Origin of the sequence: Paragemmobacter amnigenus (assembly GCF_009908265.2) — a bacterium.
Taxonomy (GTDB): domain Bacteria; phylum Pseudomonadota; class Alphaproteobacteria; order Rhodobacterales; family Rhodobacteraceae; genus Paragemmobacter; species Paragemmobacter amnigenus.
In genome coordinates, this window is sequence record NZ_JAAATX020000006.1 from 67,114 (window position 1) to 90,985 (window position 23,872).

General features: G+C 66.8%; 18 protein-coding genes. 12 read left to right on the forward strand and 6 right to left on the reverse strand.

Going from position 1 to position 23,872, the window contains the following annotated elements; genetic code table 11:
- Positions 1-256: 256 nt before the first annotated feature.
- A complete protein-coding gene (locus GU927_RS09625; RefSeq protein WP_161762235.1) occupies positions 257-2,578 on the reverse strand; it encodes an adenosylcobalamin-dependent ribonucleoside-diphosphate reductase in 2,322 nt (773 codons plus the stop codon).
- A gap of 119 nt (positions 2,579-2,697) precedes the next feature.
- Here GU927_RS09625 and GU927_RS09630 point away from each other — a divergent pair, with 119 nt between their 5' ends.
- Complete coding sequence (locus GU927_RS09630; protein ID WP_161762424.1) at positions 2,698-3,129, forward strand: DUF1489 family protein; 432 nt, start codon at positions 2,698-2,700, stop codon at positions 3,127-3,129.
- Between the two features lie 99 nt (positions 3,130-3,228).
- Here GU927_RS09630 and GU927_RS09635 read toward each other — a convergent pair whose 3' ends face one another.
- From GU927_RS09635 to hisS, 4 genes are all read right to left on the reverse strand, one after another.
- Complete coding sequence (locus GU927_RS09635; RefSeq protein WP_161762236.1) at positions 3,229-3,573, reverse strand: hypothetical protein; 345 nt, start codon at positions 3,571-3,573, stop codon at positions 3,229-3,231.
- A gap of 64 nt (positions 3,574-3,637) precedes the next feature.
- Complete coding sequence (gene hisG, locus GU927_RS09640; protein ID WP_161762425.1) at positions 3,638-4,348, reverse strand: ATP phosphoribosyltransferase; 711 nt, start codon at positions 4,346-4,348, stop codon at positions 3,638-3,640.
- On the reverse strand, positions 4,345-5,445 hold the full coding sequence (locus tag GU927_RS09645) for an ATP phosphoribosyltransferase regulatory subunit (RefSeq protein ID WP_161762237.1): 1,101 nt from the start codon (positions 5,443-5,445) through the stop codon (positions 4,345-4,347). The genes hisG and GU927_RS09645 overlap by 4 nt, the downstream gene beginning before the upstream one ends.
- Positions 5,442-6,941: a histidine--tRNA ligase gene (gene hisS / locus GU927_RS09650; protein WP_161762238.1), complete on the reverse strand. Its 1,500-nt coding sequence runs from the start codon at positions 6,939-6,941 to the stop codon at positions 5,442-5,444. The genes GU927_RS09645 and hisS overlap by 4 nt, the downstream gene beginning before the upstream one ends.
- Positions 6,942-7,028: 87 nt before the next feature.
- Here hisS and GU927_RS09655 point away from each other — a divergent pair, with 87 nt between their 5' ends.
- From GU927_RS09655 to GU927_RS09665, 3 genes are read left to right on the forward strand one after another with little or no spacing between them, the layout of a single operon-like run.
- Complete coding sequence (locus GU927_RS09655) at positions 7,029-7,226, forward strand: SlyX family protein (protein WP_161762239.1); 198 nt, start codon at positions 7,029-7,031, stop codon at positions 7,224-7,226.
- Between the two features lie 39 nt (positions 7,227-7,265).
- Entirely contained in the window at positions 7,266-8,336 is a 1,071-nt protein-coding gene (locus GU927_RS09660) for an AbrB family transcriptional regulator (protein ID WP_161762240.1), read from the forward strand.
- Entirely contained in the window at positions 8,324-8,986 is a 663-nt protein-coding gene (locus GU927_RS09665; RefSeq protein ID WP_161762241.1) for a hypothetical protein, read from the forward strand. The genes GU927_RS09660 and GU927_RS09665 overlap by 13 nt, the downstream gene beginning before the upstream one ends.
- Before the next feature lie 117 nt (positions 8,987-9,103).
- Here GU927_RS09665 and dnaE read toward each other — a convergent pair whose 3' ends face one another.
- The gene (gene dnaE, locus GU927_RS09670; RefSeq protein ID WP_161762242.1) at positions 9,104-12,535 is read right to left on the reverse strand and encodes a DNA polymerase III subunit alpha; all 3,432 of its coding nucleotides are present in this window, start codon (positions 12,533-12,535) and stop codon (positions 9,104-9,106) included.
- A 245-nt stretch (positions 12,536-12,780) separates the two neighbouring features.
- Here dnaE and xdhA point away from each other — a divergent pair, with 245 nt between their 5' ends.
- The 8 genes from xdhA (at position 12,781) to GU927_RS09710 (ending at position 23,835) form a co-directional block, all read left to right on the forward strand.
- On the forward strand, positions 12,781-14,196 hold the full coding sequence (gene xdhA, locus GU927_RS09675; RefSeq protein WP_161762243.1) for a xanthine dehydrogenase small subunit: 1,416 nt from the start codon (positions 12,781-12,783) through the stop codon (positions 14,194-14,196).
- The gene (xdhB, locus tag GU927_RS09680; protein WP_161762244.1) at positions 14,193-16,607 is read left to right on the forward strand and encodes a xanthine dehydrogenase molybdopterin binding subunit; all 2,415 of its coding nucleotides are present in this window, start codon (positions 14,193-14,195) and stop codon (positions 16,605-16,607) included. Before xdhA ends, xdhB begins: the two co-directional genes overlap by 4 nt.
- A gap of 62 nt (positions 16,608-16,669) precedes the next feature.
- On the forward strand, positions 16,670-17,611 hold the full coding sequence (xdhC, locus tag GU927_RS09685) for a xanthine dehydrogenase accessory protein XdhC (RefSeq protein ID WP_161762245.1): 942 nt from the start codon (positions 16,670-16,672) through the stop codon (positions 17,609-17,611).
- Positions 17,608-19,146, forward strand: a complete 1,539-nt coding sequence (locus GU927_RS09690; RefSeq protein ID WP_161762246.1) for an ABC transporter ATP-binding protein — start codon at positions 17,608-17,610, stop codon at positions 19,144-19,146. The genes xdhC and GU927_RS09690 overlap by 4 nt, the downstream gene beginning before the upstream one ends.
- 87 nt (positions 19,147-19,233) lie before the next feature.
- Complete coding sequence (locus tag GU927_RS09695; protein WP_161762247.1) at positions 19,234-20,322, forward strand: ABC transporter permease; 1,089 nt, start codon at positions 19,234-19,236, stop codon at positions 20,320-20,322.
- Positions 20,322-21,254, forward strand: coding sequence for an ABC transporter permease (locus GU927_RS09700; RefSeq protein WP_161762248.1), 933 nt, complete (start codon positions 20,322-20,324; stop codon positions 21,252-21,254). The genes GU927_RS09695 and GU927_RS09700 overlap by 1 nt, the downstream gene beginning before the upstream one ends.
- A gap of 49 nt (positions 21,255-21,303) precedes the next feature.
- Entirely contained in the window at positions 21,304-22,401 is a 1,098-nt protein-coding gene (locus tag GU927_RS09705) for a BMP family ABC transporter substrate-binding protein (protein WP_161762249.1), read from the forward strand.
- A 147-nt stretch (positions 22,402-22,548) separates the two neighbouring features.
- Complete coding sequence (locus tag GU927_RS09710; protein ID WP_161762250.1) at positions 22,549-23,835, forward strand: NAD(P)/FAD-dependent oxidoreductase; 1,287 nt, start codon at positions 22,549-22,551, stop codon at positions 23,833-23,835.
- Positions 23,836-23,872 lie beyond the last annotated feature (37 nt).

The window sequence follows — 23,872 nt, forward strand, 5'->3', positions numbered from 1 at the left end:
AATTGATCGCCGTCGGCAGTGTAGATGGTGACCAGTGTTCCGATGCCCATGTCCCCCGAAGACGCGGCATCACGGTGGCTGGCGGCGATCATGCAAAGCGTGTGCGCCGCCATGTGTAGATGGTGTCCAGTGTTCCGGCGAAGGGTCGCAGACCCGACAAAGGATGTTTCTGGCGGCAAGTACGCGGTGATTGATCGCCGCCGGCCTTTTGGATGGTGACAGTGTATCGATGCCCACGTCCCCCGAAGGCGCGGCATCAGGTTCGGCTGGCGGCGATCGACTTACCCCCACCTAACCCGCACTTAGAATAGCCGCAGCTGGCGCAGGTCATGCAACCCTCGACCATGCGCATGTCATAGCTGCCGCAGGAGGAACAGGCCTTGCCCTTGGGCGCGCCCAGCGCCACCACCTCGGCCTTGGGGTCGGATTTCAGGCCCAGCCCCTCGCCCGCGATGAAGCCGATGTCGATCAGGTGGCGTTCGATCACCCCGCCGATGGCCGCAAGGATGGACGGGATATAGCGCCCCTCCATCCACGCCCCGCCGCGCGGGTCGAAGACGGCCTTCAGCTCCTCAACCACGAAGGAAATATCGCCGCCACGCCGGAAAACCGCACTGACCATACGGGTCAGAGCCACGGTCCAGGCGAAATGTTCCATGTTTTTCGAGTTGATAAAGACCTCGAAGGGGCGGCGATGGCCTGCGATGACGATGTCGTTGACCGTGATGTAGAGCGCGTGTTCCGACCCCGGCCATTTCAGCTTGTAGGTCTGCCCTTCCAGCGCGGCGGGGCGGTCCAGCGGTTCGGAAAGATAAACCACCTCGGCCCCGTCGGTGCCCTGCTGCACGGTGGCGGGCGCCTCGGCCGGGGTCTTGTCGGAGCTTTCCGACACGGTCAGGACAGAGCCGGTCACATCATTCGGTCGATAGGTGGTACAACCCTTGCAACCCTGGTCCCAGGCGGCCATGTAGACCTCCTTGAAATCGTCGAAGCTGATGTCTTCGGGGCAGTTGATGGTTTTCGAGATGGAGCTGTCCACCCACTTCTGCGCCGCCGCCTGCATGCGGACATGGTCCAGCGGGGGCAGGGTCTGGGCGTTGACGAAGTAATCCGGCAGGAGCGCGTCGCCGTTCTTTTCGCGCCACAGGCGGACGGCGTAGTCGACCACCTCTTCTTCCGTCCGCGAACCGTCCTTTTGCAGCACCTTTCGGGTATAGGCATAGGCGAAGACCGGTTCGATACCGGATGACACGTTGCCCGCATAGAGGCTGATCGTGCCGGTGGGGGCGATCGAGGTCAGCAGGGCGTTGCGGATGCCCTTGGCACGGATTGCGTGCTTTACCTCGTCGGGCATGACGCGAAGTGAACCTGACGACAGGAACTTTTCGGCGTCGAACAGGGGGAAGGCGCCCTTCTCGGCGGCCAGATCGGCCGAGGCGAGATAGGCCGAGCGTGCGATCGCGGCCATCCACTCCTCGGTCGCGCGGGCGGCGGCGTCGGAGCCGTAGCGCAGCCCCACCATCAGCAGCGCATCGGCCAGACCGGTGACGCCAAGGCCGATGCGGCGTTTCGCCTGCGCCTCGGCCGCCTGTTGCGGCAGGGGGAAGCGGCTGGCATCTATGACATTGTCCATCATGCGGACGGCGGTGCGGACGAGGCGGTCAAGCGCGGCCATGTCCATCGCGGCGAATTTGGTAAACGCGCCGTTAACCAGCGTCGGCAGGTTGATGGAGCCCAGAAGGCAGGCGCCATAGGGCGGAAGGGGCTGTTCGCCGCAGGGGTTGGTCGCGGCGATGGTTTCGCAATAGGCCAGATTGTTCATCGCGTTGATCCGGTCGATGAAGATCACGCCCGGTTCGGCGAAGTCATAGGTGTTGCGCATGATCCGGTTCCACAGATCGCGCGCCTGCACCGTGCGATAGACCTTGCCGTCGAAGACGAGTTCCCACGGACCGTCGGCCTTTACCGCCGCCATGAAGGCATCGGTCACTAGCACGGAAAGGTTGAACATCCGCAAACGGGCGGGATCTTTCTTCGCCTCGATGAAGGTTTCGATATCGGGGTGGTCGCAGCGCATGGTGGCCATCATCGCGCCGCGGCGGCTGCCTGCCGACATTATGGTGCGGCACATCGCATCCCAGACATCCATGAAGGACAGAGGGCCCGATGCATCGGCGGCGACCCCCTTCACCTCGGCCCCGCGGGGGCGGATGGTGCTGAAATCATAGCCGATTCCGCCGCCCTGCTGCATGGTCAGCGCGGCCTCTTTCAGCCCGTCGAAGATGCCGCCCATGTTGTCGGGGATCGTGCCCATGACGAAGCAGTTGAAGAGCGTGACGGAACGCCCCGTGCCTGCGCCCGCGGTGATGCGACCTGCGGGCAGGAATTTGAAATCCTCCAAGGCTTCGTAAAATTCGGCCTCATACCGGGCGGGATCGGCTTCGACCTCGGCCAGGGCGCGGGCGATCCGGCGCCAGCTGTCCTCGACCGTGCCGTCGATGGGGGTGCCGTCCGCCTCTTTGAAGCGGTACTTCATGTCCCAGATCTGTTCGGCGATGGGGGCGGAGAAGCGGGACATTTGGCGCCTATCTTGCGTTGGTTTTGAGCAAGCCCCCAACATACGCGAAGGGGGTGGGATGGTCAAACCTTGCGGGTCCGGTGGTTAACGCTAGAGTCCCGACCGGAGACCCCGGGGGAATCGTGGCTTACGTCAATATCCTGAAGCTTTGCGTCGGCGCGGACAGTGTCGAGGATCTGGTCGACTGGCAGGAGAGCCAGCGGCACAGATGGCCGAAGGGCTGTGCGGTGCATGTGACGCGGATGTGGCCCAAGCGCGAGGCAGAGGTTCTGGCGGGCGGGTCGCTCTACTGGGTCATCAAAGGGGTCATCCTTGCCCGCCAACGCATTGTCGGGCTTGAGAAAATCGATGGCGCGGACGGGGTGCAGCGCTGCGCGCTGGTACTGGACGCAGAGGTCATCCGGACCGAGGGCGCGGCGCGGCGGCCGTTTCAGGGGTGGCGCTATCTGGACCCTGCGGAAAGCCCGCGCGACCTGCCCAAGGGGCGCGAGCGCGAGGATGCGCTGCCGCCGGAACTGGCGCAGGCTTTGGCGGAAATCGGGCTGCGGTAGCTGTACCGTCGGCTGTGCAGAGCGTTGTACCGCAAACTGTCAGCACGCAGCGAACGCTTCATTGCGGAAGCGTTCGCATTCCGGGCGCCGTCGAGAGGTTCAGAAGTTGTTGGGATTGCCGTCGATCAGGGTTCCGGTGCCATCCTCGGCCCCGTCCTTGATCCATGCGACCTGATCGCCGGACAGGCGAACGCCCCAGCAGCTCGCCCCTTCGCCATAGTCGAAGCACATCGCGTCGCCTTCCACCGTCCATTTGCCGGTGTAGCCGTCGCCCTTGATGGTGCCATCCTCGGCGTAAAACTCGGTATAGGCGCCAGAGGCGATCATGGAGCCCTGCACGGTCTTGCCCGAGATCGCGGACTTGATCGTCTCGCCAGTGGCGAGGTCCTGCGCGAAGGCGGGAAGGGCAAGGAGGAGGGCGGTAGCGGTCAGACGGAGATGCATCCGGGATATCCCTTTTGTTCACCAGAAGGGGAGGTAGTCCTTGGCGCAGGACGTCAAGCTTTGGTCACAGATCGGCAGGCGGCGCGACATCGACGCGGGCGGCGAGGGCAGCCAGCGTGGCGCGCTCGGCCTGCGTCCAATCCGCGTTGCGCGACAGGAAGAGCACCGCCTGAGACTGGTGGACCAGACCGTCCGACAGCACCTTGAGGTGGTTGGCGCGCAGCGTCTCGCCGGTGGAGGTGATGTCGGCGATGGCCTCGGCGGTCAGGTTCTTGACCGTGCCTTCGGTCGCGCCTTGGCTGTCCACCAGTTGGTAATCCGCCACGCCGTTCTTCGTCAGGAAGTCGCGGACGAGGCGGTGGTATTTCGTGGCGATCCGCAGGCGGTGGCCGTGGGCAGCGCGGAAGGCGGCGGCGGCGGCGTCGAGGTCGTCGAGCGTGTCGACGTCGATCCATGCGGCGGGGACGGCGATGATGAGGTCGGCATGGCCGAAGCCCAAGGGGGCGAGTTCGGTGACTTGTGACGGCCAGTCGGCCAGCTTGTCGCGCACGAGGTCCGATCCGGTGACGCCAAGGTGGATGCGGCCCGCGGAGAGTTCGCGCGGGATTTCACCGGCGGAGAGGAGGACGAGTTCCACCCCGTCGATCCCTTCGACCGCGCCGGAATATTCGCGGTCATTGCCGGTCTGGCGCATGGTGATGCCGCGCGCGCCGAACCAGTCGAAGGTCTTTTCCATCAGCCGGCCTTTGGAGGGGACGCCGATTTTCAGCATCAGACAGCTCCCTTCAGGCGGGCGACGAGGCCGGGGCGGATGACGCCGCCGACGGCGGGGATGGAGCGGCCCTGCCCGAGGACGGCGGTCAGCGCGTCATAGCGGCCGCCCGAGGCGACGGGGGGAAGGGCGGGGTCCGTCGCGTGGAAGCTGAACACGAAGCCGTCGTAATATTCGAGGCTGGTGCGGCCATGCGATGCCTCGAACGGCAGGGTCGCGGTGTCGGTGCCGAAGCCGTCAAGCGCGTCGAGGCGGGCGGCGAAGCGGTCCACGGCGGGGGCGATGGCGGGCAGCATCGGGGTGATGCCGCGCAGGTGGTTCAGTGCGGCGCGGGCGGGCGCTTGCAGTGATAGCAGGTCGTAGAGGAGCGCGGCCTCGGGCGCGGCGATGGGGGGCGTTGCCGCATCCTCGATCAGGGCGCGGGCGCGGGCGGCGATGTCTTCGGGGCTGCGCAGGCCGACATGGGTTCCGGCGGCGAGGGTCAGCGCCTCGGGGCTGTCCTTTTGCAGATGGTGCAGGAGGGCGGCGCGGGCGGCGGGCATGGGCGCGCGGCCCGAGAAGCGGTCGAGCAGCGCGCGGAAGCGGTGGGGCCGCCAGATGTGGCGCAGGAGCGCGGCCTTGCGGCGGTCGGTGGTGGACAGGCCACGGACGGCGGCCATGAGGATGCCGATATCACCGGTAGCCGCACGCAGGTTCAGGGGGGCGAGCAGGCGCGCGAAGAGGGCGAAGACCTGCGCGTCGGCCTGTTCGGGGGCGGTGCGGTCGAAGAGTTCGAAGCCCACCTGCAGGTATTCGGAGGCGCGGGGGCCTGCGGTATCCTGTTTGCGGAACACCTCGCCCATGTAGCAATAGCGCGCGGGTTCGGCGCCGTGGGCCATGTGGGCCTGCACCACAGGGACGGTGAAGTCGGGGCGCAGCATCATCTCGCCGCGCAGGGGGTCGGTCGTGACATAGGCGCGGGCGCGGATGTCTTCGCCGTAAAGATCGAGCAGGGTTTCGGCGGGCTGGAGGATGTCAGCCTCCACCGGAACCGCCCCTTCGGCGCGGAAGGCGGCGAAGAGGGTTTCGGCCTCGGCCCGTATCGCGGCCTTGGGCGTCATTTGCCCAGCATCTTCCGCACCGCCGCGACCAGTTCGGCGCGGGGGACTTCGACCTGTGCGGGGCGGTCTTTCCATTCTTCCAGCGTGGCGTTCTGCGCGATCTGCGCGCCGAGGATCAGGTCCTTCAGGATGACGCTGCCCTTTTCGGCCTCGTTCCCCCCTTGGATCACGGCGACGGGGGATTGGCGTTTGTCGGCGTATTTCAGCTGGTTGCCGAAGTTCTTGGGGTTGCCGAGATAGACTTCGGCGCGCAGCCCCGCGTTCCTGAGGTCGGCGACCATGCCCATGTAATCGGCCATGCGGTCGCGGTCCATGACGGTGACGACGACGGGGCCGGTCGTGTCGGCCCCTGCCCGCCCCTTGGCCCGCAGGGCGGCAAGCAGGCGGTCCACCCCGATGGAGACGCCGGTGGCGGGGACGGATTGGCCGGTGAAGCGTTTGACCAGATCGTCATAGCGTCCCCCGCCGGAGACGGAGCCGAATTGGCGCTTGCGGCCCTTTTCGTCGAGGATTTCGAAGGTCAGTTCGGCCTCGAACACCGGGCCGGTGTAATAACCCAAGCCACGCACGACGCCGGGATCGATCAGGATGCGGTCGGACCCGTAGCCTTGGCGGTCGAGCAGTTCGGCGATGGTTTCAAGCTCTGCCACGCCTTCGCCGCCCGTGACGGAAGCGCCGACGAGTTCGCGCAGGCGGGCGACGGTGGCGGCGCCGGTGTCGCGGCGGGCGGCCATGAAGGCCATGACGACCTCGGCCTGTTCGGCGGCAAGTCCCGCGCCCTTGGTGAAATCGCCGGACTCATCCTTGCGGCCTTCGCCCAGCAAGGCGCGGACGCCGGTTTCGCCAAGGCGGTCGATCTTGTCGATGGCGCGCAGGACGATGCCGCGTTCGGCGGCGAAGCGGTCGGGATCGGCGGGGTCGAGGACGCCCGCCACTTCCATTACGCCGTTCAGAACCTTGCGGTTGTTGACGCGCACGATGTAGTCGCCGCGCGGTATGCCCACGGTTTCCAGCGCGTCCGACAGCATGGCGCAAATTTCGGCATCCGCCGCGACCGACGGCGCGCCGACGGTATCGGCATCGCATTGGTAGAACTGGCGGAACCGACCCGGCCCCGGCTTTTCGTTGCGCCAGACGGGGCCCATCGCATAGCGGCGATAGGGCGAGGGCAGGTCGTTCCTGAACTGCGCCGCGACGCGGGCCAAGGGCGCGGTCAGGTCATAGCGCAGGGCGAGCCAGTCGGCATCCTCGTCCTGCCACGCAAAGACGCCTTCGTTGGGGCGGTCCACGTCGGGCAGGAATTTTCCCAGCGCCTCGACCGTTTCGACGGCAGAGGTTTCCAGCGGGTCGAAGCCGTAGCGGTGGTAGACCTCGGCGATCTTGTCCAGCATCGCCTTGCGTTCGGTCACCTCGGCCCCGAAGTAATCGCGGAACCCCTTGGGGGTTTCGGCGCGGGGGCGGCGCGTCTTTGCCTCGGGGGCTTTGTCCTGTGCCATGCTGCGGGCCTTTGGCTTTTCTTCGGGGTCCGTGTATCGGATGGGGACAGGCCCGGCAAGCAGGGGCGGCAAGCGGCGGAGGGTTCGATGGCGGATGCGGTGCTGGAAGAGAAAGTCGCGCATCTGATGCGGGCGGTGGACGATCTGTCCGACGTCGTGGCGGGCCATGCGAAAGAGATCGAGCGGCTGACGCGGCTGGTGCAGCTTCTGGTCGAACGCGAGGCCGAGCGCGAGGCGATGGCGGTGGACGGGCCTGCCGCGAATGTGAGGCCGCCGCATTGGTGACGGGTTGAAACCGGCGGACCTGCACGGCAGGAACGGCGTATGGGATTTCTGGATGGATTACGGCGGGTGGACTATGCGGCGCTGGCGATGACGCTGGCGCTGGGGTCCGCCGGTGGTGCGGTGGCCCTTGCGCTGCACCTGCCGCTGGCGCTGCTGCTGGGGTCGCTGCTGGTCACCGCGGTGATCGCGGCGGCGGGGTGGCGACCCTTCGGGCGGGCCGTGCTGCTGCCGGTCAAGTTGCGGTCGGCCTTTGTGCCGGTGATCGGGGTGTCGATCGGCGGGGCCTTCACGCCCGAGGTGGTGGGGCAGGCGGGCGCGTGGTGGCCGTCGCTTCTGGCGCTGGGTCTGTTCCTGCCCTTGGCCCATGCGACGGGCTATCTGGTCTATCGCATGGGCGGTCTGCCACGGCTGGAAAGCTTTTTCGGGTCGGTCCCCGGCGGGCTGATCGAGACGGTGCAGATGGGCGAGGAGGCGGGCGGTGACGTGCGGCTGATGACCGTGCTGCAATTCCTGCGGCTGATCCTGACCATCATCTTCGTGCCGTTGATCTTCATGGTGCTGACGGGGGGTGCGGTCGGATCGGCCAGCGGCACGGCGATGCCTGCCGCTACCGTGCCGCTGACGGCGCAGGAGGTGGCGGTGCTGCTGGCGGCGGGGGCGTCGGGTCTGTGGATCGGGCGGCTGGTGCGGCTGCCTGCGGCCATCATGACCGGGCCAATCCTGTTTTCCGCCGTGGCCCATGCGACAGGGTTGGTGCACGGGGTCCCGCCGGCATGGCTCGTCGGCGTGACGCAGGTCGTGGTGGGCTGCGGGCTGGGCGCGCGCTTTGCGGGGGCGGACCGGCGGATGCTGGCCCGCGCGGTGCCGCTGGCCGTTGCAAATGCGGTGCTGGCGCTGGGGATCACCTTTGCCTTTGCGCGGGGTCTGGCGCCCTTGACCGGCGAACCCGTCGCCGCCGTCTTTCTGGCCTTTGCGCCCGGCGGTCTGGCCGAGATGAGCCTGATCGCGCTGAGCCTGCAGATGAGCGTGGTCTATGTCACCGTCCACCATGTGCTTAGGATCGTCCTGTCGGTGATGATGGCAAAGGGGGCGCGTCGATGGATCGGTTGAAGGGGATGCGGCAACGGGATTGGGCGCGGCTGTTCGCCTTTGCCTGCGTGGCGGTGGGGTTGGGGCTTTCCCTTGCGGGCTATGCGGGCGCGCAGTGGGATGCGCTGATCCTGCTGCTGGGGTCGCTGATGCTGCTGCGCGCAGCGGTGGAAGGGCCGTCGCCCGACCGCGCGGCGGGGCTGATGCGCGCGCTGCGGGTGGTGCTGTTCATGCTGGCCTTTGCCGCCGTGAACCGCGCGCAGGGGGGAGTGGAGGGGGCTGTTCAAGGCGTTCTGGGCAACCGCGTGCTATGGGCAGTGGCGGTGCTGCTGTTTGCGCTGCCGCTGCTGCGGCGGGGGCTGGCGTGGGGAACGGCGCACGGGGCGGCGGTGGAGTGTGCGGCGCTGGCCCTTGTGGCGGGGCTGGGCTGGCTGGTCTACCGCTGGCTGGAGGGCGCGGGGGACATGGCGGCGCTGCGGACGCTGGTCGCGGTGGCGGCGGTCGCCAATGCCGCGCCGATCTGGCTGCGGAGGGGCGAGCCCGTCGTCGCGGCGGCGGCGGCAGGTGTGGCGCTGGTCTGTCTGATCGCGGCGCCGGGCGCGGCGGTCTGGCCGGTGGCAGCCGGTGCGGTTCCGGTCGCCGTGCTGTCCGGCTGGTTGCGGAGGGGCTGATTTTTCTTGCGAAAAATCAGGCGGCGATCCTTCTGGCGAAGGATCGGGCCCTGCGGGTGGGGACGGGTTTTCGCAAGAAAACCCGGGGCAAAAATTCTTCGCAGAAGAATTTTGCCGTCAGACCTCTTCGACCATCACCACGCCCGCCATGGCCTTGATCGCGCCCTTGATCTGGGGCGTCACAGGATAGGGTTGGGGCAGCATCACGTCGATCTCGCGCCCCGTGTCATCCGGCACGCAGATGGTGATCGCAGCCTTCGAGCGCCCTTCGACACGCGCCAGAAGAGCCGCGACCGATGCCGCCGCCTCGGCCCTGTTCAGATGGATACGCAGGGCCGACGCCCCCGCCTCGGCCGCGACCGAGTCGATGGGCTGCACACCGTTGGCGAGGAGTTTCACCCCCTCGCCATCGGGATCGGCGCGCACGGTCAGCACCACGTTCTTGCCCGGTTCCAGATGGTCGCGGCAGGCCTCGAGCACATCGGAGAACACGGTCACCTCGTAAAGCCCCGTGGGATCGGACAGCGAGACGAAGGCAAACCGGTTGCCCTTGGCCGATTTCTTTTCCTGACGTGCCGAGACGGAACCTGCCATCTTGACCACGGTCGTGCCGCGTTCGGCCAGACGGATGACCTCGGTCAAGGTTTTCACGTCCTTGCGGCGCAGCGCGCCCATGTAATCATCCAGCGGGTGGCCCGACAGGTAAAAGCCCACCGCCTGATGTTCCTGCGCCAGACGTTCCACGGGCAGCCAGTCGTCGCGCCGCGCGATGCGGGGTTCGGGGATGTCGGCCCCCGCTTCGCCGAAGAGCGAGACCTGCGAGGAGGCGCGCGCCTCGTGGATGGCCGCGGAATAGGCGACGAGGGCATCGAGCGCCTCGAACACGCGGGCGCGGTTGGAGTCGATCTGGTCGAAGGCCCCCGCGCGGGCGAGCATTTCCAGCGGGCGCTTGCCCACGCGTTTGAGGTCGGTGCGGCGGGCAAAGTCGAAGAGGGTGGCGAAGGGTTTGTCGCCCCGCGCCTCGACGATGAGCTTCATCGCCTCGACCCCCACATTCTTCAACGCGCCCAGCGCATAGACGATCTGGCCGTCCACCACGGTGAAGGTGGCGAGCGAGCGGTTGACGCAGGGCGGCACGGTGGTGATGCCCAGCTTGTCCACCTCGCGCTTGTAGACGGCCAGCTTGTCGGTCAGGTGGATGTCGCAATTCATGACGGCGGCCATGAATTCGACGGGGTAATTCGCCTTCAGATAGGCGGTCTGGTAGCTGACCACGGCATAGGCGGCGGCGTGGGATTTGTTGAAGCCGTAATTGGCGAATTTCTCCAGCAGGTCGAAAACCTCGCCCGCCTTTTTCGCGTCGATGTTGTGGGTGGCCTTGGCGCCTTCGATGAATTTCGGGCGTTCCTTGGCCATCTCCTCGGCGATCTTCTTGCCCATCGCGCGGCGAAGCAGGTCGGCGCCACCAAGGCTGTAGCCCGCCATGACCTGCGCGATCTGCATCACCTGTTCCTGATAGACGATGATGCCCTGCGTTTCTTTCAGGATGTGGTCGATGGTGGGGTGGATGGATTCAAGGTCGCGCTGGCCGTTCTTGACCTCGCAATAGACGGGGATGTTCTCCATCGGGCCGGGACGGTAGAGCGCGACGAGGGCCACGATATCTTCGATGCAGGTGGGCTTCATCCGGCGCAGCGCGTCCATCATGCCCGACGATTCCACCTGGAATACGGCAACCGTCTTGGCGGCGGCGTACAGGTCGTAGGTAGGTTTGTCGTCCAGCGGGATGAGGCTGATGTCCAGCGTCACGCCGCGCAGTTTCAGAAGGTCCAGCGCGTTCTGGATGACGGTCAGGGTTTTCAGCCCCAGAAAGTCGAACTTCACCAGACCCGCGGCTTCGACCCATTTCATGTTGAACTGGGTGGCGGGCATGTCGGAGGCCGGGTCCTGATAGAGCGGGACCAGCTCGTCCAGCGGCCTGTCCCCGATCACCACCCCCGCGGCATGGGTGGAGGCATTGCGATAGAGCCCCTCGATCTGTTCGGCATAGGTCAGCAGGCGACCCACCACCTCTTCCTTCGCCGCCTCGCGCAGGCGGGGTTCGTCGGCCAGCGCCTTGGTGATGGAGACGGGCTTGACCCCTTCCAGAGGGATCATCTTGGACAGGCGGTCCACCTGACCGAAGGGCATCTGCAAGACACGCCCCACGTCGCGCACCGCGGCCTTGGACAGCAGCGCGCCGAAGGTGATGATCTGGCCCACCTTCTCGCGCCCGTAACGCTCCTGAACGTAGCGGATCACCTCTTCGCGGCGGTCCATGCAGAAGTCGATGTCGAAGTCGGGCATCGACACGCGTTCGGGGTTCAGGAAACGTTCGAAGAGCAGCGCATAGCGCAGCGGGTCAAGGTCGGTGATCGTCAGCGCATAGGCGACAAGGGAACCCGCCCCCGACCCCCGCCCGGGACCGACGGGGATGTCGTGGTCCTTGGCCCATTTGATGAAGTCGGACACGATCAGGAAATAGCCGGGGAAACCCATCTTCTCGATGATGCCCAGCTCGAAATCCAGACGCGCCTGATACTCCTCGGGCGTGGCGGCGTGGGGGATGACCTTGAGCCGCGCCTGCAACCCCTCGTTCGCCTGACGGCGCAACTCCTGCACCTCGTCATCGGCAAAGCGGGGCAGGATCGGCTTGCGCTTGTAGGCGGCAAAGGCGCAGCGGCGCGCGATTTCGACCGTGTTCTCCAGCGCCTCGGGCAGGTCGGCGAAGAGCGCGCACATCTCTGCCTCGGATTTCAGATAGTGCTGGGGCGTCAGGCGGCGGCGGGGCTGGCTCTGGTCGACATAGGCCTTTTCGGCGATGCAGATCAGGGCGTCATGCGCCTCGAACATCTCGGTCTTGGGGAAGTAGACGTCGTTGGTGGCGACAAGGGGCAGGCCCATGTCATAGGCCATCTCGACGAAGCCGCGTTCGGTGGCGGCCTCGGCCTCGGTCAGGCGCCCGCCTTCGCCGGGGTGGCGCTGGAGTTCGACATAGAGCCGGTCGCCGAAGGCCGCATGCAGGCGCTCCAGCAGGGCGCGCGCGCGGGTCCCCTGCCCCGTCTGCAGGAACCTGCCCACCGGCCCCTCGGCCCCGCCGGTCAGGCAGATCAGGCCCGCCGAATATCTCTCCAGCTCCTCCAGCGTGACCTGATTGAGCTGGCCGCCCTTGTCCACGTAGAGGCAGGTGTTCAGCTTCATCAGGTTCATGTAGCCCGCCTCGGACTGGGCGAGCAGGACGACGGGCGCGGGCAGGCGCAGCTTTTCGCCCTGTTGCGCGGGGTCGTATTCGACGGACACCTGACAGCCCACGATGGGCTGCACCCCCGCATCCTTGGCGGTGACGGAAAATTCCAGCGCGCAGAACATGTTGTTCGTGTCGGTCACGGCAATCGCCGGCATCTCGGCGGCGGCGGCGAGCTTCACGAGCTTTTTCACCGGAATCGCGCCTTCCAGCAGCGAATGTTCGGTATGGACACGCAGGTGGATGAATCGGGGGGCGCTGGACATGGGCGGCAGCCTAGCGCGGCACCGCGCGGGGGGAAAGACCGCCCCTTCTTTCGGCAAAAGACGAAACTGCTTCCAAGAAACGCGGAAAGGTTCTGCTGGACAGGTGGCGCGCGGGCTTGCTTCACTGCTAGGAAGGGAAACAGGCAAACCGGACAAACCGGGGCCAGGGGCGCGTGGGCCGCTTTACGCCGCATCGGGCGGACACGCAACATGCCTCGAACGGGGAGAAGGCGGCGGGTTGAGACATGGCCGGGATTGCGTTTCTGCTCAATGGAACGCCGGTCCGCGTGGAGGGGGAGCCCCCGACGCGGACCCTTCTCGACTGGCTGCGCGAAGGGCGCGGTCTTTGCGGAACGAAGGAAGGCTGCAACGAGGGCGACTGTGGCGCCTGCACGGTGATGGTCACCGATGCGGGGGGGTCACGGGCGCTGAACGCCTGCATCCTGTTTTTGCCGCAGCTTGACGGCAAGGCGGTGCGGACGGTCGAGGGGATCGCGGGGCCGGATGGCGAAATGCATCCGGTGCAGGCGGCGATGGTGGCGCATCACGGGTCGCAATGCGGCTTCTGCACGCCGGGCTTCGTGGTGTCGATGGCGGTCGGTCACCTGAACGGGCGGCGGGATCATGACGACGTGCTGGCGGGCAACCTCTGCCGCTGCACGGGCTATGCCCCCATCATCCGCGCGGCCGAGGCCGTGGAAGGCGCGCCGGTGCCCGAATGGATGAAGGAGGATGCCGCCTTCATCTCGGCCCAAATACTCTCGGGGGGTGAGGCCGCAGGCCGAGGGGGGCAGACGGCCCCCCTGCCCGGCTTCCGCCCCGCGTCATCGGATGAACTGGCGGACTGGTATGTGCAGAACCCGGGCGCAACCCTGATCGCAGGGGCGACGGATGTGGGGCTCTGGGTGACCAAGGCGCTGCGCGACCTGTCGCCGGTGGCCTTCCTGAACGGCGTGACGGACCTGCAGCAGATCGAACGGCAGGGGGGCATGCTGCATGTGGGCGCGTGCGTCACCATCGCCGCGCTGCGCGAGGCGGTGGCGGAGCGGTTGCCGTCGTTTGGCGAGTTGCTGCGGCGCTATGCGTCGGAGCAGGTGCGGAATGCGGCCACCATCGGGGGCAACATCGCCAATGGGTCGCCCATCGGGGATGGTCCGCCCGCGCTGATCGCGCTGGGGGCCACGCTGCATCTGCGGCGGGGCGATGCGATGCGGTCGATCCCGCTGGAGGCGTTCTTCCTCGACTATCGCAAGCAGGATCGGCAGGCGGGGGAATTCGTGGCGGGGATCAGTTTCCCCGAAAGCGCGCCTGCCTTGCGCTGTTACAAACTGTCCAAGCGGTTCGATCAGGACATCTCGGCCGTCTGCGGCTGTTTCAACGTGACGGTGGGGGGCGGCCGCGTGACGGCGGCGCGGATCGCATTCGGCGGGATGGCAGGCATTCCGAAGCGGGCGGCGGCGGTGGAGTCGGCGCTGGTGGGGCAGCCGTGGACCGAGGCCACGATGCGCGCGGCGATGGCGGCCTTCGCGCAGGATTTCACGCCGCTGAGCGATATGCGGGCCAGTGCGGGCTATCGGCTGGAGACGGCGGCGAACATGCTTCTGCGCTATTTCCATGAATTGAGCGGCGTGCCCGTCTCGGTTCTGGAGGTGCAGCCATGAGCATGGGCAAGCCCCTTCCCCATGATGCGGCCCCCCTGCATGTGACGGGTGTGGCGCGCTATGTGGATGACATCCCGCTCCCTGCGGGGGCGCTGCATCTGGCCTTCGGTCTGTCCACCGTCGCGCATGGCGAGATCGTATCGCTGGACCTGTCCGCCGTGCGCGCGGCAGAAGGCGTGGTGGCGGTGCTGTCGGCCGAAGATTTCGACGAGATGCCGGATTGCAGCCCGTCGGTGCATGACGAGCCTTTGCTGGCGATGGGTCGGGTGCATTACGTGGGCCAGCCGGTCTTCCTTGTCGCGGCGACCAGCCATCTGGCCGCGCGCAAGGCGGTGCGTCTGGCGCGGGTGGAGCTGCGGGAACTGTCCGCGCTTCTGACTGTCGATGACGCGCTGGCGGCGAACAGCCGGTTCGAGCAGGGGCCGGTGATCTGGACCAAGGGCGATCCGGCGGGGGCGCTGGCCAAGGCGGCGCGGGTGGTCGAAGGGTCGTTCGAGGTCGGCGGGCAGGAGCATTTCTATCTGGAAGGTCAGGTCGCCGCCGCCCTGCCGCAGGAGGGCGGGGATGTGGTCATCCAGTCCTCGACCCAGCATCCGACGGAAATCCAGCACAAGGTCGCCCATGCCCTGCACCTGCCGATGAGCGCGGTTCGGGTGGAGGTGCGGCGGATGGGCGGCGGGTTCGGGGGCAAGGAAAGCCAGGGCAACGCCCTTGCCATTGCCTGCGCCGTGATGGCGGTGCGGACGGGGCGGGCCTGCAAGATGCGCTATGACCGCGATGACGACATGGTCATCACGGGCAAGCGGCATGACCTGCGGATCGTCTACCGCGCGGGGTTTGACGGGCAGGGCCGCGTGACGGGGCTGGAATTCAAGCATCTCTTCCGCTGCGGCTGGGCGCAGGACCTGTCGCTGCCGGTAGCGGATCGGGCGATGCTCCATGCGGACAATTGCTATCACCTGCCGGACATCCGGATCGAAAGCCACAGGTTGCGGACCAATACCCAGAGCGCGACGGCCTTCCGCGGCTTTGGCGGGCCGCAGGGGATGGTGGGGATAGAACGGGTGATGGATCACATCGCCCACGCCCTGGGCCGTGATCCGCTGGAGGTGCGGCGCGCGAATTTCTATCGCGCGATGGCCGCGGCCCCGGGGGTTTCACCCCCGGACCCCCAAGGTATCTTGCCCGAGACGAAGGAGGGGGTCGATCTGGCCTCGCGCGGGGCGGCGGTTCCGGTGGGGTCGCATGCGCTGCCGACGGACGGGCCGGTGCAGACGACGCCCTATCACATGCCGGTCGAGGATTTCGCGGGGCATGAGCTGGTGGCGGAGCTGGTGCGGTCGTCGGACTACGTGGCGCGGCGGGCGGCGATTGCGGAATGGAACCGTGGCAGCCCCGTCCTGAAGCGGGGGATCGCGCTGACGCCGGTGAAGTTCGGGATTTCCTTCACGCTGACGCACCTCAATCAGGCGGGGGCCTTGGTGCATGTGTATCAGGACGGGTCCATCCAGTTGAACCATGGCGGGACCGAAATGGGGCAGGGTCTGTTCCAGAAGGTCGCGCAGGTGGTGGCGGGGGTGTTCGGGGTCGATCCGGCGGTGGTGAAGATCACGGCGACGGATACGGGCAAGGTGCCCAACACCTCGGCCACGGCGGCATCGAGCGGGTCGGACCTGAACGGGATGGCGGCCAAGGCGGCGGCGGAGGTGATCCGCGGGCGGCTGGCGGCCTTCATCGCGGAAAAGCATCAGGTGAAGCCCGCGGCGGTGAAGTTCGTGGATGGCATGGTGCGCGTGGCGGGCGAGGAATATGATTTCGCCCGTGTCGCGGGTTGGGCCTATCAGGCGCGGGTGTCGCTGTCGTCGACCGGGTTCTATGCGACGCCCAAGATCGTGTGGGACCGGATGCGCGGGGTGGGGCGGCCGTTCTTCTACTTTGCCTATGGCGCGGCGGTGACCGAGGTGGTGATCGACACGCTGACGGGCGAGAACCGCATCCTGCGGGCGGATTTGCTGCATGACACGGGGAGCAGTCTGAATACCGCGCTGGATATCGGGCAGGTGGAAGGCGCCTATGTGCAGGGTGCGGGCTGGCTGACGACGGAAGAGCTGGTCTGGGACGGCAAGGGGCGGCTGGCGACGCATGCGCCGTCGACCTACAAGATTCCCGCCTGTTCGGACCGGCCGCGGGTGTTCAACGTGGCGCTCTGGGGGCGGCCCAACCGCGAGGAGTCGGTGGGGCGGTCCAAGGCGGTGGGCGAGCCGCCCTTCATGCTGGGGATATCGGCGCTTTATGCGCTGTCCGATGCGGTGGCGGCCTGTGGCGACGGGTCGGTCTATCCGTCGCTGGATGCGCCCGCGACGGCAGAGCGGGTGCTGGCGGCGGTGAAGCGGGTGCGCGGGGATGCGTGAGGGAAAGCGAAATCTGACACAGATTTCGCGCCGAAATCTGCGCGCAGGACTTGGGGGTGCGGATGTTTGATCTGGACGCCCTGCAAGACGCGGTTTGCCGGCATGGCCGGGTGGCGCGCGTGATGGTCGCCGCGCATGACGGGTCGTCCCCGCGCGAGGTGGGGGCGGCGATGCTGGTCTGGGAGGGCGGGCAGTCGGGCACCATCGGCGGCGGCGCGCTGGAGTTCGAGGCGGTGGCGCGGGCGCGCGGGATGCTGGGCGCGGGGGGCGCGCGGCTGGACCGCGAGGCGCTGGGGCCGAAGCTGGGCCAGTGCTGCGGCGGCGCGGTGACGGTGCTGACCGAGGTTTACGAGGCTGCGTCGCTGCCCGTGGCAGAGGCGGGCGTCATCGCGCGGGCGGTGGACGGGCGGGCGATGCCGCTGGCCGTGAAGCGGATGCTGGCGCGGGCGCGGGGCGAGGGGGTGATGCCCGTGCCTGCGCTGGTACAGGGCTGGATGGTGGAGCCGGTGGCGCGGCCCGCGCGGCGGGTCTGGGTCTGGGGCGCGGGGCATGTCGGGCGCGCGCTGGTGGCGGTGCTGGCGCCGTTGCCGGGCGTGGCTGTGACATGGGTCGATGTGGCGGAAGGGCGGTTTCCGCAGGCGGTGCCCGCGGGTGTGGTTTGCCGGATCGCGGCGGACCCTGCGGCGTTGGTGGCCGAGGCGCCTGCGGGGGCGGAGCATTATATCCTGACCTTTTCGCACGCGCTGGATCTGGAGCTGTGCCACCGGCTGCTGATGCGGGGCTTTGCGGCCTGCGGTTTGATCGGGTCGGCCACGAAACGGGCGCGGTTCCGGTCGCGGCTGGTGGCGCTGGGGCACGGGGCGGCAGAGATCGCGCGGATCGATTGCCCTATTGGCGATCCCGCGCTGGGAAAGCATCCGCAGGCGATTGCGGTGGGGGTTGCCATGGCCTTCCTGCGTCGGGAAAAGACGGAAAACGCGTCACGACAGGAGAACGCGGGATGACGGGGACGGGGACGGGGACGGAACTGCTGGCCATCAGCGGGGTGACCAAGGCCTATCCGGGCGTGGTGGCCAACAGCGATGTGTCGTTTTCCATCAGCGAGGGCGAGGTTCACGCCCTGCTGGGAGAGAATGGCGCGGGCAAGTCGACGCTGGTCAAGATGATCTACGGGCTGGTGAAGCCGGATGCAGGTTCGATGCGGTTCCGCGGGGCCGATTACGCGCCGGCCGAGCCGCGCGCGGCGCGGGCCGCCGGTGTCGCCATGGTGTTCCAGCATTTCAGCCTGTTCGAGGCGCTGAACGTGGCCGAGAACGTGGCGCTGGGGATGGAGAACCCGCCGCCCATGCGCGAGCTTGCCAGCCGGATCAAGGCGGTGAGCGAGGAATATGGCCTGCCCTTGGACCCCGGGCGGATGGTGGGCGACCTGTCGGCGGGCGAGCGGCAGAGGGTGGAGATCATCCGTTGCCTGTTGCAGGACCCGAAGCTGCTGATCATGGACGAGCCGACTTCCGTTCTGACGCCGCAGGAGGTGGAGATCCTGTTCAAGACGCTGCGGCAGTTGTCGTCCGAGGGGACGGCGATCCTTTATATCAGTCACAAGCTGGAGGAGATCCGCGCGCTGTGCGACGAGGCGACGATCCTGCGGCGGGGAAAGGTCGTGGCGACCTGCACCCCGCGCGAGCGGTCGGCGCGCGAGATGGCGGAATTGATGGTGGGCGCGACGCTGACCCCGCCGGCGCGGGCGGCGCAGGAAAAGGGGGCGGTCGCGCTGGAGGTGGCGGGGCTGTCGGTGGCGTCGCCCATTCCCTTTGGCACGAGTTTGAAGGACGTGTCCTTCGCGGTGCGGAAGGGCGAGGTGCTGGGCATCGCGGGGGTTGCGGGCAACGGGCAGGACGAATTGCTGCTGGCCCTGTCGGGCGAGTTGCGCTGTTCTGCGGGGGCGGTGAGGATCGACGGGGTGCCGATGGGCGATCAGGGGCCGAACGCGCGGCGCGCGGCGGGTCTGGTCGCGGCACCGGAAGAGCGGCTGGGCCATGCGGCGGCGCCGGATATGTCGCTGGTGGAAAACGCGTTGCTGTCGGGGGCGGTGCGGAAGGGGCTGGTGAAGGGCGGCTTCATCGACTGGGCGGCGGCGGGGGAGTTTGCCGCCGGGATCGTGAGGGATTTCGACGTGAGGACGCCTGGTACGCATGTGGCGGCGCGGGCGCTGTCGGGCGGGAATCTGCAGAAATTCGTCGTGGGGCGCGAGCTGTCGCAGGCGCCGTCGGTCATCGTGATCAACCAGCCCACATGGGGCGTGGATGCGGCGGCGGCGGCGGCGATCCGGCAGGCGATCCTCGACCGTGCGGCGGGGGGGGCGGCGGTTGTCGTCATCTCGCAGGATCTGGACGAGCTTTTGGAGATCGCGGACCGCTTCGCCGCGCTGAACGAGGGGCGGTTGACCGCGCCGCGGCCGGTGGAGGGGCTGACCATCGACGAGATCGGGCTGATGATGGGCGGTGCCCACGGGATGGAGGTCGCGCATCATGGGCATTGAGGGCGGCGTGGTGCGGGGTGGATACCCCGGGGGCCGTCAGCCCCCGGACCCCCGAGAGTATTTGGGCCGAGATGAAGGGGGTGCGGCATGGTGAGGCTTGAGAAGCGACCTTCGCCCAGTGCCTTCTGGCAATGGGCGACGCCGGTGCTGGCGGTGGTGCTGACCATGATCGCGGGCGGGATCATGTTCGCGCTTCTGGGCAAGAACCCCGTGGAGGCGATCCGGACCATCTTCTGGGACCCGCTGTTCAACGAACAGTTCGCGGCCTATTCGCGGCCGCAACTGCTGGTGAAGGCGGGGCCGCTGATCCTGATCGCGGTGGGGCTGTCGCTGGGGTTCCGCGCCGGCATCTGGAACATCGGGGCCGAGGGGCAGTACATCATGGGCGCGATCTTCGGCGCGGGGGTGGGGCTGGCGCTATACCCTGTCGAGACGCGCTGGGTGTTCCCGCTGATGGTGGTGGCGGGGGTGTTCGGGGGGTGGCTCTGGGCGATGATCCCCGCGATCCTGAAGACGCGGTTCAACACCAATGAAATCCTCGTCTCGCTTCTGCTGGTCTATGTGGCGCAAAACATCCTTGCCTCCATGTCGCTGGGGCTGCTGCGCAATCCCGAAGGGGGCGGCTTTCCGGGCAGCCGGAATCTGGGGCAGATCCCGGCGATGGCGAACCCCGAACTGATCCCCGGCACGGGGATGCATTGGGGGGTGATCGCGGCCTTCGTCGTGGTGATCGCGGCCTATGTCATGCTGCAGCGGCACATCCTCGGCTTTCATATCAAGCTGTCGGGGCAGGCGCCGCGCGCGGCGCGGTTCGCGGGGGTCAGCCCGCAGCGGCTGGTGGTGCTGTGCATGGGGATTTCCGGCGCGCTGGCCGGTGCGGCGGGGCTGTTCGAGGTGGCGGGGCCGTCGGGGCAGATCAGCATCGACTTCAACGTGGGCTACGGGTTCACCGCGATCATCGTGGCATTCCTTGGCCGGTTGAACCCGATCGGCATCCTGCTGGCGGGCTTGCTGATGGCGCTGACCTATATCGGGGGCGAGCTTGCGTCCTTCATGCTGTCGCTGCCTTCGGCCGCCATTCAGGCCTTTCAGGGGATGCTGTTGTTCTTCCTGCTGGCGGTCGACCTTCTGACCAATTACCGCGTCCGGTTCGGCGCGAAGCGCGAGGTGGCGTGATGGATATCGGCGGCATCAATCCGGCAATCCTGATCGCCTCGCTCATGGTGGCCTCGGTCCCGATCATCCTTGCCGCCATCGGCGAGCTGGTGGTGGAGAAGGCGGGCGTCCTGAACCTGGGCGTCGAGGGGATGATGATCATGGGGGCGATCTGCGGATTCGCCACGGCGGTGGGCACGGGCAACCCCTATCTGGGTTTCGTCGGTGGCGCGGCGGGGGCGATGGCGCTGGCGCTGGTCTTCGGGTTCCTGACGCAGTTCCTGCTGGCCAACCAGGTGGCGACGGGGCTGGCGCTCACGCTGTTCGGGCTGGGCCTGTCCAGCATGATCGGGCAGGGCTATGTGGGCATCAAGCCGCCTGCGACGCAGAAGCTGGAGCTGGGGCCGCTGGCGGATATCCCGTTCTTCGGGACGATCCTCTTCGAGCATGACTGGATGGTCTATATGTCCATCGCGATCATCGCGGCGGTCTGGGCGGTGCTGAAATACACGCGCACGGGGCTGATCCTGCGGGCGGTGGGGGAAAGCCACGATGCGGCCCATGCGCTGGGCTACAAGGTGCGGCGCATCCGGATGCTGGCGGTGCTGTTCGGCGGCGCCATGTCGGGGCTGGGCGGGGCCTATATCAGCCTGATCCGCGTGCCGCAGTGGACGGACGGCATCACGGCGGGGGCGGGGTGGATCGCACTGGCCATCGTCGTCTTTGCCAGCTGGAAGCCGTGGCGGGTTCTGCTGGGCGCCTATCTCTTTGGCGGGATTACAGTTCTGCAGCTGAACCTGCAGGCAGCGGGGGCACGTATACCTGTGGAGTACTTGTCGATGAGCCCGTATCTGATAACCATCCTCGTGCTGGTCATCATGTCCTCTGGCAAGGGCAAGGCGGCGCTGAATGCGCCGGCCGCGCTGGGCCAGAACTTCCACGCCTCGCGCTGAGGCCATAACGAAACCGGGGCCGGATCAGGCCCGAACTGGGGAGCAAGAAATGAAGAGAAGAACCATCCTGAAGGGCGGCGCGGCGCTGGGCCTCGTCTCGGTCATGGGCGGTCGCATGGCGATGGCGCAGGGGCTGGAAAAGGTGAAGGCCGGCTTTGTCTATGTCGGCCCGATCGGGGATGGCGGCTGGACCTTCCAGCACCATCAGGGCGCGCTGGCCGTGCAGGAAGCCTATGGCGACAAGGTCGAGATCGTGTGGCAGGAAAACGTGCCCGAGGGCGCGGATGCCGAGCGCGTTCTGACGCAGATGGCGCTGTCGGGCTGCAACATCATCTTCACGACCTCCTTCGGCTACATGGACCCGACCAATGCGGTGGCGGCCAAGTTCCCCGATGTGAAGTTCGAGCATGCCACCGGCTACAAGCGCGACCATGCCAACGTGTCGACCTATAACGCGCGCTTCTACGAAGGCCGCGCGGTGCAGGGCCATATCGCGGGCAAGATGACCAAGACGAACAAGATCGGCTATATCGGGTCCTTCCCGATCCCTGAGGTCATCATGGGGATCAACAGCTATTACCTGCACGCCAAGAAGGTGAATCCGGACGTCGAGCTGTCGGTGGTCTGGGCCTTCACCTGGTTCGATCCGGCGAAAGAGGCGGATGCGGCCAAGGCCCTGATCGATCAGGGTGTGGACGTGATCGCGTCGCATACCGATTCCACCGCGCCGCTGGCCGAGGCCGCAAAGACCAACGGGGCCGTTATCGGCTTTGGTCAGGCGTCGGACATGGCCGATTACAAGCCCAGCCCGCGCGTGTCGTCGATCATCGACAACTGGGCGCCCTATTACGTCAAGCGCGTGGGTGCGCTGCTGGATGGCACCTATGAGCAGGCGGATGCATGGGAAGGCATCGCGGGCGGCGAAGTGGAGATCGGCGAGATCACCGATGCCGTTCCGGCCGATGTGAGGGCCGAGGCCGAGGCGCTGCGCGATTCCATCGCGGCGGGCACCTACCACCCCTTCACCGGCCCGATCAACAAGCAGGACGGTTCCGCATGGCTGGCCGAGGGCCAGACCGCGCCGGATGGCGACCTGCTGGGCATGATGTTCTATGTCGAGGGCATCACGGGCGAAATCCCGTCCTGATTTCTTCGCTGACCGTGTCAAAGGCCCGCTCCGGCGGGCCTTTTTCGTTGCACGGGGGCGGATCGTCGCAGGGTGATTTAGATCAATTACATTCGTATCTTTGAATGTATTATGCGCGGATGAACCTTTGGAGGGAGGACTATCCGCATGGCGCATGTCGTGGTGTTGGGGGCGGGTCTGGGCGGGGCCATCATGGCCTATGAACTGCGGGACCAGCTTCGCAAGGAAGACAAGGTCACGGTGGTGACGAAGGACCCGAAATATCACTTCGTCCCGTCCAACCCGTGGATCGCGGTGGGTTGGCGGCAGCGCGAGGAGATCACGGTCGATCTGGAGCCGACGATGCGGAAGAAGGGGATCGACTTCATCCCCGTCGCGGCGGAAAAGCTGCACCCCGAGGAAAAGCGCATCGCGCTGGTGAACGGGCAGTCGGTTTCCTACGACTATCTGGTGATCGCGACGGGGCCCGAACTGGCCTTTGACGAGATCGAGGGGTTCGGGCCGCATGGCGGCTTCACCCAGTCGGTCTGCCATATCGACCATGCCGAACAGGCCCGCGCGGTGTTCGAGGAGCTGGTGAAGAACCCCGGCCCCGTCATCATCGGCGCGGCGCAGGGGGCGTCCTGTTTCGGTCCGGCCTATGAATTCCTGTTCATCCTTGAAACCGCGCTGCGGCGGGCCAAGGTGCGCGACCGCGTGCCGATGACCTTTGTCACGTCGGAGCCTTACATCGGGCATCTGGGGCTGGACGGGGTGGGCGACACCAAGGGTCTGCTGGAATCCGAAATGCGGGCCAAGCACATCAAATGGATGACCTCGACCAAGGTGAAGAAGGTCGAGGCGGGCAGGATGACAGTCGAGGAGATCGCGGAGGACGGGTCGTCCAAGGGAGAGAAGGAATTGCCCTTCGCCTTTTCGATGATGCTGCCCGCCTTCCGGGGGATCAAGCCGGTGTCGGGGATCGAGGGGCTGTCGAACCCGCGCGGGTTCACCATCGTGGACCGCCACCAGCAGAACCCGAAATACCCAGAAATCTTTGCCGTGGGCGTCTGCGTGGCCATCCCGCCGATGGGGCCGACGCCGGTGCCGGTGGGCGTACCCAAGACCGGCTTCATGATCGAATCGATGGTGACGGCCACCGCGCACAACATCGGCAATCTGGTGCGCGGCAAGGCGCCCGACCGCGTGGGCACCTGGAACGCCGTCTGTCTGGCCGATTTCGGGGACGGGGGCGTGGCCTTTGTCGCGCAGCCGCAGATTCCGCCGCGCAACGTCAACTGGTCGTCCAGCGGCAAGTGGGTGCACATGGCCAAGATCGGCTTTGAAAAGTACTTCATCCGCAAGCTGCGCAAGGGCGTGTCCGAGCCGTTCTATGAAACGCTGGCGCTCAAGACGCTGGGGATCGACAAATTGAAGGAAACCCATACGGGTTGACCTGACAGAGTGACGCGGGCCGCAGGTCATTCTGCGG